This is a genomic window from Streptomyces sp. NPDC002690 (assembly GCF_053592415.1).
The window spans coordinates 1-9,972 of sequence record NZ_JBSFVR010000280.1 but is presented as its reverse complement, the minus strand read 5'-3'; the positions used below and the strand labels follow the sequence as shown (position 1 = coordinate 9,972).

At 71.9% G+C, this 9,972-nt stretch carries 7 protein-coding genes; 4 read left to right on the top strand and 3 right to left on the bottom strand.

Features of this window, described 5'->3' with window-relative positions:
* Window positions 1-4 precede the first annotated feature (4 nt).
* From ACWD3D_RS27280 to ACWD3D_RS27265, 4 genes are all read left to right on the top strand, one after another.
* On the top strand, window positions 5-673 hold the full coding sequence (locus tag ACWD3D_RS27280; protein WP_451463438.1) for a response regulator transcription factor: 669 nt from the start codon (window positions 5-7) through the stop codon (window positions 671-673).
* Between the two features lie 66 nt (window positions 674-739).
* Entirely contained in the window at window positions 740-1,645 is a 906-nt protein-coding gene (locus tag ACWD3D_RS27275) for a metal-dependent hydrolase (protein WP_451463437.1), read from the top strand.
* A gap of 2 nt (window positions 1,646-1,647) precedes the next feature.
* Complete coding sequence (locus ACWD3D_RS27270) at window positions 1,648-2,739, top strand: PDR/VanB family oxidoreductase (protein WP_451463436.1); 1,092 nt, start codon at window positions 1,648-1,650, stop codon at window positions 2,737-2,739.
* A gap of 50 nt (window positions 2,740-2,789) precedes the next feature.
* The gene (locus tag ACWD3D_RS27265; protein WP_451463435.1) at window positions 2,790-3,512 is read left to right on the top strand and encodes a TetR/AcrR family transcriptional regulator; all 723 of its coding nucleotides are present in this window, start codon (window positions 2,790-2,792) and stop codon (window positions 3,510-3,512) included.
* A 31-nt stretch (window positions 3,513-3,543) separates the two neighbouring features.
* On the opposite strand, the gene ACWD3D_RS27260 is transcribed toward ACWD3D_RS27265, so the two are convergent.
* The 3 genes from ACWD3D_RS27260 to pulA form a co-directional block, all read right to left on the bottom strand.
* Window positions 3,544-3,894 (bottom strand): 5-carboxymethyl-2-hydroxymuconate Delta-isomerase, encoded by a 351-nt coding sequence (locus tag ACWD3D_RS27260; protein ID WP_451463434.1) that lies wholly within the window; start codon window positions 3,892-3,894, stop codon window positions 3,544-3,546.
* A gap of 120 nt (window positions 3,895-4,014) precedes the next feature.
* Window positions 4,015-6,090: an ATP-binding protein gene (locus tag ACWD3D_RS27255; RefSeq protein WP_451463433.1), complete on the bottom strand. Its 2,076-nt coding sequence runs from the start codon at window positions 6,088-6,090 to the stop codon at window positions 4,015-4,017.
* A gap of 195 nt (window positions 6,091-6,285) precedes the next feature.
* The coding region (gene pulA / locus ACWD3D_RS27250; RefSeq protein ID WP_451463432.1) for a pullulanase-type alpha-1,6-glucosidase at window positions 6,286-9,972 on the bottom strand (3,687 nt) is incomplete at its 5' end.

Genomic DNA, 9,972 nt, shown 5'->3' with positions numbered 1-9,972 from the left:
TCCCTTGCGCGTTGTCCTAGCCGAAGACCTCTTCCTGCTCCGCGACGGGCTGGTCCGGCTGCTGGAGGCGTACGACTTCGAGGTCGTGGCCGCCGTCGCGACCGGCCCCGATCTGACCAGGGCCTTCGCCGAGGAGCGGCCGGACGTCGCGGTCGTCGACGTCCGGCTGCCGCCGTCCCTCACCGACGAAGGGCTCCAGTGCGCACTGGCGGCCCGCAGGGCACGCCCGGGGCTGCCGGTACTCGTCCTCTCGCAGCACGTGGAGCAGTTGTACGCGCGGGAGTTGCTGGCGGACGGGAACGGCGGCATCGGCTATCTGCTGAAGGACCGGGTCTTCGACGCGGACCAGTTCGTCGACGCGGTGCGCCGGGTGGCGGCCAGAGGCACGGCGATGGATCCCCAGGTGATCTCACAACTGCTGACGCGGCGGTCCCGGGACGAGCCGATGGGCGGGCTGACCCCTCGGGAGCGGGAGGTCATGGAGCTGATGGCGCAGGGCCGTACGAACGCGGCCATCGCGGCGCAACTGGTGGTCACCGAACGGGCCATCGCCAAGCACACCTCGAACATCTTCGGAAGGCTGGGGCTGACCCAGTCCGACGACGACAACCGCCGGGTCCTCGCGGTGCTCGCCTATCTGGACCGGGGAGAGCGGGGCGGCCGGCCGGCGTGACGACCGGTCCGAGGAAGAGCACGCACGCCTCTGTCCCCGCGCCGTACCCATCAGTACATTGACAGCATGTCCAACAAGCAGCCGGCGGCGGTCACTTCGGAGCGGACGCCGCTCAAGCCCCGCAACGTCGCGTTCGACTGGGAGCACACCCCGCTGCACTGGGTGCCCGGCGACCCGTTCGCCGCCCACACGATCAACGTCCTCCATCTGCTGCTTCCGGCCGGGGAACGCTGGTTCATCCACGTGTACCGGCAGGTGCTGCCGTACATCCACGACGAGCGGCTCCGCGAGGACGTCATCGGGTTCATCGGCCAGGAGGCCGTGCACTCGCAGGCGCACGACGACGTGCTGCCGCACCTGAAACGGCTGGGGATCGACCCGACGCCGTACACCGCGCAGGTGGACTGGTTCTTCGAGAAGCTGCTCGGCGACCGGACCCTGCCGCCCGGGCGGGCCCGGGAGTGGTGGCTCAAGGAGCGGGTGGCGACGATAGCGGCGATCGAGCATTACACGGCGTTCCTCGGCGACTGGATACTCAACGCCGACGCCCTGGACCGGCTCGGCGCCGATCCCACGATGCTGGACCTGCTGCGCTGGCACGGCGCGGAGGAGGTCGAGCACCGCTCGGTGGCCTTCGAGGTGTTCTGCCACGTGGACGGCGGCTACCGGCGCCGGGTGCGGACCTGGGCGACCGCCTTCTCCGCGCTGGTCTTCCTCTGGCAGCGCGGGGTCCGCTTCTTCGTGGCGAACGACCCGGGGCTGCCCGACGGCCGGGCGTCGCTCCGGGAGTTCCACGCCGGCGGCAGACGGGGCACGCTGCCCCCGGCCGGGGACATCCTGCGGTCGGTCCCGGACTATCTGAGCCGCCGCTACCACCCCTCGCGGACCGGCAGCACCGCCCAAGCCGTCGACTACCTCGCCCGCTCGCCCGCGGCGCTCGCCGCCGAGGCCCGTACGACGGGAAACAAATGACCATGCCCATGCCCCGTACCCGCACCGCACTGCTGGTCACCGGCGCCGGTGCCGGTGCCGCCCTGCTCGTCCGGCGTGCGCTGCGCAAGCGCGTCGCCGCCTCCCCGCTCTGGCCGATGCCGGCGCTGGAGGAGCCCACCTCCGGGCAGGCGGTACGCGGCGCCACGACCACCAGGCGGCTGCTGATCACCGAGCGGAGCTCGCCCGCCGAGGGGGTCGTACAGCTCCGGCTGGAGGGACCCGGGCTGCCCCGCTGGGAGCCGGGTGCCCACATCGACCTGGTGCTTCCGTCCGGCGTCGTCCGGCAGTACAGCCTCTGCGGCGATCCCGCGGACCAGGGGACGTACACGGTGGCGGTCCGGCTGGACGAGGACGGCCGGGGCGGCTCGCGGGAGGCGCACGCGCAGCTGCACGAGGGGGAGGAGGTCGGCGTCCGGGGGCCCCGCAACCGCTTCCCGCTGGTCGGTGCGGACGGCTACCTCTTCGTCGTGGGCGGCATCGGCATCACCCCGGTCCTGCCCATGCTGCGGGCGGTCGCCGCGTCCGGGGCGCCCTGGCGACTGCTGTACGGGGGCCGCTCACGGGCCACCATGCCCTTCCTCGACGAGATCGAGAAGCTCGGCACGGACGGGGACCGGGTGACGGTCGTCCCGCAGGACACCTCGGGGCACCCGGACGTGGCCGCGGCGCTCGCCGGGCTCGCGCCGGGGACGGCCGTGTACGTGTGCGGCCCCGGGCCCCTGATGGACGCGGTGGCCGCCGCCGTGCCGGACGGCTGCACCCTGCACCTGGAGCGGTTCGCCGCGGGGGCTCCGGGTGACGGCGCGGATTCCGGCGCCTTCGAGGTGGAGCTGCGGCGCTCGAAGCGGACCGTCTCCGTGGCGGCCGGGCAGTCGGTTCTGGCGGCCGTGCGCGAGGAGTTGCCCCATGTCTCGTACTCCTGCGAACAGGGCTTCTGCGGCACCTGCCAACAGCGGGTCCTGGACGGCGAGATCGACCACCGGGACGAGCTGCTGACGGACGCGGAGCGCGCCGACTCGATGCTGATCTGCGTCTCCCGGTGCCGGGGATCGCGGCTGGTCCTCGATCTGTAGGTTGGCCGGGCCGGTCCCGCCGTCCGTCGCACCCCGGTTAGGCTGTCCGCATGACCACCGGGGTGCGGCGCCGCATGGGCGTCGACGAGCGCAGACAGCAGTTGATCGGCGTCGCACTGGAGTTGTTCAGCAGCCGCTCCCCCGACGAGGTGTCGATCGACGAGATCGCCGCCGCCGCGGGCATCTCCCGCCCGCTCGTCTACCACTACTTCCCCGGCAAGCAGAACCTGTACGAGGCCGCGCTGCGGCGGGCCGCCGACGAGCTGGCGGAACGCTTCCTGGAGCCGCACGAAGGGCCGCTGGGGACTCGCCTGTTGCGGGTGATGGTCCGGTTCTTCGACTTCGTGGAGGACCACGGCCCCGGCTTCTCCGCGCTCATGCGGGGCGGCCCGGCGGCCGGTTCCTCCACCACCAACGCGATGATCGACGGGGTGCGGCAGGCCGCGTACGAGCAGATACTCGCCCACCTCGGGGTCGAGGTCCCCTCCGCCCGGCTGGAGTTGGTGGTACGCACCTGGGTGTCGCTCGCCGAGGCGACGGCGCTGCTCTGGCTGGACGGCAAGCGCGTCCCCCGCGCCGAGCTGGAACTCCAGTTGGTGCACGACTTCGCGGCGCTGGCCGCCGTGAGCGCCGCGTACGACGACGAGTTGGCCGGCGTCGTGCTGCGGGTACTCGAACAGGAGCCGTCGGACGGCCCGTTCGGCGAACTGCTCACCCGGCTGGGCACGCTGACCGCCGGAGCGCCCGCCGTCCCCCCGCAGCGGCTGCCCTGACCGGCGAGGCGCGGAGGGACGGGCCGGGCGATCAGTTCCTGCGGTACGCGAGGTCGAGCTCGCGGGTCTCGACCGAGGCGTCGATGCGGACTCCGTCGGCCGGCTTGAGGTGCTCGTCGAGCAGTGCGAGAACGGACTCGGTGAGCTGCGCCCGGACCTCGGGGGTCCGTCCGGGCAGGATGGCGATGACGACGTGGACGAGCGAGCCGTCGACGGCTCCCTCCCCCACCAGCGTCTCGTCGACCTGGCGGAGTCTGGTCTTGCACGCCGCGGTCGAGGTGGCAATCGTGCGGGCGATCAGCGGGTGCAGTTCGGCGGCGAATCCCCGGCGGTCGAAGGCGTCCTCGATCCCGGCGGAGTAGTCGATGGTGATGTGAGGCATCAGGCGCTCCCGTTGCGGGTGGTGCGGGCATTGTCGTCGCCCACCTTGACGGGCCGCGCCGGGCCGCACAACCGTGTCTCACCACCGGCGCTTCCGGCGCCGCGCCCGTACCGGTGCGGGTCAGATCCGGGACTCGTCCCAGAGCGCCGCGGCGAGGCCCGCCTCGGCGGTGTCGGTCCGGCCTTGCTCGAAGGCGCGCTGGTAGGCGAGGTCGCCGACGGCCTCCCGGGCCTGCCGCTCCCAGGTCTCGCGCACCGGGGTGACGTCGGGGGTGCCGCGCTGCGGGTGCCCGACCATCCGCCAGTACACCTGGCCGGTGCCGTAGACCCGTGCGGCGCGGGCCCCCTGGCCCTGGGCGGCGATGGCGGAGGCGAGGATGTCGAGGCCGAGGGCGATGCCGAAGCTGTCGCGCAGCCGGTGTTTGCCCTGGAGCATGGTGCGGGCGTGCGCCGCCGCGACGTCCGGGCGCCCCTGGAGCAGGGCGATCAGGGCGAGTTGGTAGTCGGCGTAGGAACGGGTCCAGTGTTCGTCGTGCTCCTCGCAGGCCGCCCTGAGCGTGGCGGCGGCCTCCGCGGCCTCGTCGAGCCGGCCGAGGCCGCTCAGGGCGAAGACCGTGATGAGGTGGCAGCGCAGGCGGTAGGCCGACTCGACCGTCCTCGCCTCGGTCAGGCGCAGCGCGCGTTCGGCGGCTCTCAGGGCGGTCCGCGGCTCGCCCCGCATGATGTGGGTGAGTCCGGCCAGATAGGTCGAGTTGAGGATTCCCTCGTCGTCGCCGTCGGTCTCGGCGTGGGCCGTGCACTCGGCGCCGAGCCGCTCCGCGACCTCGAAGTCGCCCTGGAGCAGGGCGGCGACGCCCATGACCCAGAGCAGCCGGGTGCGGTCGGGGCCGTCGAGCGGGCCGCCTCGCAGGGCGCGCCGGGCGTAGCTCCGGGCGGCGGTCAGGTGGCCGCAGCAGCTCCAGAAGAAGCCGATGCGTCCGGCCATCTCCTGGGCGGCGCGGATGTCGTGGACGAGGAGGTGGTCGAGGGCGGCGCAGAGGTCGAGGTGGCTGTCGGAGACCTTGTGGTACCAGGCGACCTGGTCGCGGCCGGTCCATCCGGAGTGGGCGCGGCGGGCGAGGTCCAGGAACCGGGCGGCGTGCCGGCGGGCGGCGCCGGCCACTTCCTCCTCGCCGAGTTCGATGAGCCACATCCGGCCGTACTCGCGCAGGGTGTCGAGCATGTGGTGGCGTTCGCCGTCGCGTTTGACGACGGACTTGGCGACGAGTCCGCGCAGCGCCTCGGTCACCGCGTCGGGTCCGAGGGGGCCTCCGGCGCAGACCTCCCGGGCCGCCTCTTCGTCGAAGTCGCCGCGCAGCGGGGTGAGCCGGGCCCACAGGAGGCGTTCCAGGGGGATGCAGAGCTCGTGGCTCCAGCCGATGGTGGTGAGGAGGGCGCGGTGCCGGCGGGGTCGCTGGGAGTCGTCGCTGAGGACGTCCAGGCGGGAGCCGAGCCGGTCGGCGATCTGGCGCAGGGTGTGGCGGCGGGCGGCGGCGGCGGCCAGTTCCAGTGCGAGCGGGAGTCCTTCGAGGCGGCGGCAGATCTCGTCGGCGGCCTTGGTGTCGGCGGGGCGCCGGAAGGTGATGCCGGGGGCCGAGACGCGTACCCGGTCACGGAAGAGGGTGAGGGCGTCGCTCTCGCCGTCGTAGGGCAGCGGGGGGACTTCCACGATGTTCTCGCCGCGGACGCCGAGGGGCTGTCTGCTGGTGGCGACGACGGTCAGGCCGGGGGCGATGGTGAGGAGTTCGCCGAGGAGGTGCGCGGTGGGCGCGCGCAGGTGTTCGCAGGAGTCGAGGACGAGCAGCATGTTCTTGTCCGCGAGCCATTCGCAGAGCGCGTCCACGGGCATCCGCAGGGCGTGGTCGGCGAGGCCGACGGCGTCGGAGACGGTGGGCAGCAGCAGGTCGTCGCCGTAGAGGGGGGAGAGGTCGGCCCACCGGACGCCGTCCTGGTAACGGTGGCCGACGAGGTGGGTGGCGCGGCGGGCGAGGCGGGACTTGCCGACGCCGCCGGGGCCGACGAGCGTGGTCATACGGTGCGGGGTGAGTCGGTGCCCGACGAGGTAATACGGCGTCAGGGCGTATTCGAGACGCAGGAGTTCGACTCCCCGCCCGATGAAGCTGGTCGACTCCTCGGGCAGGTTTCCCACGATCTTCATCATCACCGTCCGGCGAGCTCGGGCCTGGTGCGCCGGCCGGCCGGCAGGTGTCACCGACCGACCGGACCGACCGGCCCCGGCGCCGCTCCCGTGCGGGGAGTGGCGCCGTGACCGGCCGGTTGTGGCGGAGTTACGGTGCTCGGCGCCGGGCCGCTGCGGCTCCGTCGCCGACGCGTGCGGTCACACCGTAGCCCGTCAGTGGCGGGGACGTGAAAACACGGCGACGGTCCGTCCTGGGACGGTGAAGCTGCCGGATTCCGCTTCGTACCGCGACTGCTTGACGGTAAGGTCCGCGCCCGCCGCCTGCACCGGGTGCAGGGCGTAGTCCTTGCCCGCTGCCGCGTCCACCTTCTGGGTGGTGGTGGACGGGGTGGCGTTGATGACGACGACCAGGTCACCGAGGGTCATGGTGATGACGCCGGGGGTCTCGTCCTTGCCCGAGAGCGGGAAGGCGAGGGTGGACTGGACCTGGGCGGCGGAGGTGAGGGCGAACGCCTTTTCGGTGCTCCGGATCGTCAGCAGGTCCTGGTAGGCGGCGGACGCGCCGGTGATCTGCGCGCAGCCGGGGGTGAGGGTGGGGTTGGTCAGCAGCGGCTCGGCGTAGGACCACTTGTCCTTGTTGTCCGCGGCCGGCGGCAGGCCGCGGCCGAAGCCGTTGCCGTCCTGGCAGTTCCAGTGGATGGCGTTGTACCAGTCGCCGCTGTCGTAGGAGTTGCGGTCCAGGGACTTGGAGCGCAGCAGGTCGGTGCCGGCCTGGGAGAGCGAGGGCCCCTGGGAGAGGGTGGAGACGCCCATGGCGATGACCTGCATCCTGGCCCGGTCCGCGGCCGAGGTGTCCGCGGGGAGCTTGAACGCGAGGGCGTCGTAGAGGCTCTCGTTGTCGTGGGCGTCGGAGTAGGCGAGGGCGTCGCCGGGGGCAGCCGCGTATCCGGCGGGCTGGCCGTTGTAGTCGACTCCCGCACCGGTGACCTTGTTGCCGGAGGTGTCGGTGAAGGTGTAGTCGGCGAGGTTGCCGGAGAGGCCGACCTTGATCAGGTCCTGGTAGTGCAGCAGGCGGGCCTTCTGCTCGGCCTCGGTGCCGTTGGCGGTGGAGTTGTTGGGGTCGGTGTAGAGGCCGGAGGCGAAGCCCTGGACGCCGGGGTCGGTGTCGAAGGGGCCGCCGCCGCGTACGGCGTCGCGGGCGCGGTCGTCGAAGGTGGCGATGCCGGTGCCGGCCATGTTCTTCTGGGTGGCCTGGACGAAGCGTGCGTCGTCGGCGATCTCGCCGAAGTTCCAGCCCTCGCCGTAGAGGATGATCTTCTTTCCGTCGACGCCGTCCTTGGCGAGCGTCAGGCCGTCCAGGGCCTTGCGCACGGCGAGGATGTTCGCCTTGGGGTGGTGGCCCATCAGGTCGAAGCGGAAGCCGTCGACCTTGTACTGCTTGGCCCAGGTGACGAGCGAGTCCACGACGAGCTTGCCCATCATGGCGTTCTCGGGCGCGGTGTTGGAGCAGCAGCTGGAGTTGGCGACGGAGCCGTCGTCCATGAGCCGCTGGTAGTAGCCGGGCACGATCCGGTCGAGGATCGACTTGTCGTCCTGGCCGGAGGCGACGGTGTGGTTGTAGACGACGTCCATGACGGTACGCAGTCCGGCGTTGTTGAGGCCCTGGACCATTTCCCGGAACTCGACGGTGCGCTTGGTGCCGTTCGGGTCGGAGGCGTAGGAGCCCTCCGGGACGGTGTAGTGCAGCGGGTCGTAGCCCCAGTTGAAGCCGTCCTTGGCGGCGGCGGCCGTGACGCAGGCCTGCTGCTCGTCGGAGTCGGGGGCGTAGACCTTGAGGTCACAGGCGGGCTGCTGCTGGTCGGACTTCTTCTCGGAGATGGTGCCGATGTCGAAGGCGGGCAGCAGGTGCACGTAGGAGGTGCCGGAGTCGGCGAGCTCCTTGAGGTGCTTCATGCCGTCGGACGCCGTGTCGGTGAAGGCGAGGTACTCGCCGGGGTGCTGGGAGGTGGGGTCCGCGATGGAGAAGTCGCGGATCTGGAGTTCCTGGATCTGCGCGCTGCTCAGCGGGACGGCGGCGGGCTTCTTCTGGGTGGACCAGCCTGCGGGCGCGAGCTTCGGGTCGGTGAGGTCGACGACGAGGCTGCGGGCGGAGTCGGTGGTCAGGGCGGTGGAGTAGGGGTCGGTGACCTTGTTGGTGACGACCTTCTGGACGGTGGGCGCCCAGACCTGGACGACGTAGCGGTAGGGCTTGCCGCTCCAGGACTTGGTCCCCTTGGCGGACCAGACGCCGGTGGTGTCGTCGCGCCGCATCGGGAGGGTCTTGCCGTCGAGTTCGAGCTGGACGGTACGGGCGGTGGGGGCCCAGACGGAGAGCGTCGGGACACCCTTGTCGAAGACGGGTCCGAGGGCGGCGCCGCCGGCCTTTGCTCCGTACAGGCTGTCGAGCACTCCGGGGATCTGTACGCCGGTGGCGGCGAGGAGGGCGCCGTTGGCGGCGCGCTGGGTGGCGATCAGCTGGCCGCGCAGGGATTCACGGACCCGGTCGCGGTCGCGGACGTCGACCTGGAAGGCGGGGTAGTCCTTGAGGTGCGGGTACTTCGCCTTCTGCGCGTCGGTCAGGGTGGTCTGGTTCAGACGCAGCCACTGGCCCTCGTCGGAGAGTGCGCCGTCTGCGACGGAGATGCCGCCGTTCTCGGCGTAGACGAGCTGCTGGCTGGTGGCGGCGGTGGCCTTGACCTTCCAGACGACGGTGTCCGCGTCGATCCACTGCGCCTCGGCCTTGGTGAGGTCGGGGGCGGGGACCCCGGCGGCTGCCGGGAGGAGGTAGTTCGCGGTGCCGCCCAGCATCCAGACCTCAAAGCCCTTGCCCGCGAAGTCGAGGGACTGGTCGCTCGGGAGGTCCTTCTCGTCGCCCTTGTGGAGGATGTAGCTGAGCGAGGTGGCGCCGTCGGCGAGCGGGACCTCGAAGGTGACTCCGTAGGCGTCCTTCGTCACCGGCTGGAGCGGCTTGGCCCAGTCGGTCGGGTCCTTGGCGCCGGTCCAGGTGTGCAGGCCCCAGCCGTCGTAGTTCCCGTCCTCGCGGTGGTAGTGGAGGACGGCCTTGGTGGTGTCGGTGGAGGGGCCGGCGCCGTCGGGGGTTTCGGTGACCTGGCCGTCGTCGCCCTGGGCGACCCAGACCTGGCCGGTGGTGGCGAGGTCGACGGTGCGCTGGGGGCCGTCCGCGGTGCCGTTCTTCTCGACGGTGTACGGCACGGTGGAGGTGCCCTCGGCGAGCTTCAGCCAGGCGAACGCGCCGTACGCGTCACGGCCGGTGAACTCGGCGGTGGCATCGCCGGACTTCAGCTGCCAGCCGTCGTAGTCGCCGTCCGCGCGCTTGTAGTGGACGACGGCGTAGTCGCGCTCGACGGCGACGGGCTTGGCGGCAGGGGGCGCCTGACCGGCGGTGGTGGAGGCGAGGGCGCTCGCGGTGCGGCCGGCGCGGTCCACGACGACGGCCTTGTACCGCAGCGGTGTTCCGGCGGCGACGGTGTCGTCGACGACCTGGGTGACCTTGTACGGGGCGTGGTCGGCGGTGCCGAGGGTGCGCCACTTGCCGTTGCCGGTCTGGGCGGCGAACACCACGCGGTCGAGCTGGCCGCCGGTGACGTCGGCGGAGATCTCGACGGTGCCGGTCGCGCCTGCCGCCGGGGCCTTCAGGGTGAGCGAGGGCTTGGTGGCGGGGGCGGCGAGGGGCTGGTCGGCGCGGAGCACGATGCTGGACAGGGCGGGCACCGTGACGGTGATCTTCTTGTCCGAGCCGCTGCGCACGGTGGCCGAACCACCGTAGAGGGTGCGGAAGTTCATCCGGGCGGACTCGGTGGTGAGCTCGACGGTCCGGGGTTCGGTGCCGTTGTTGACGGC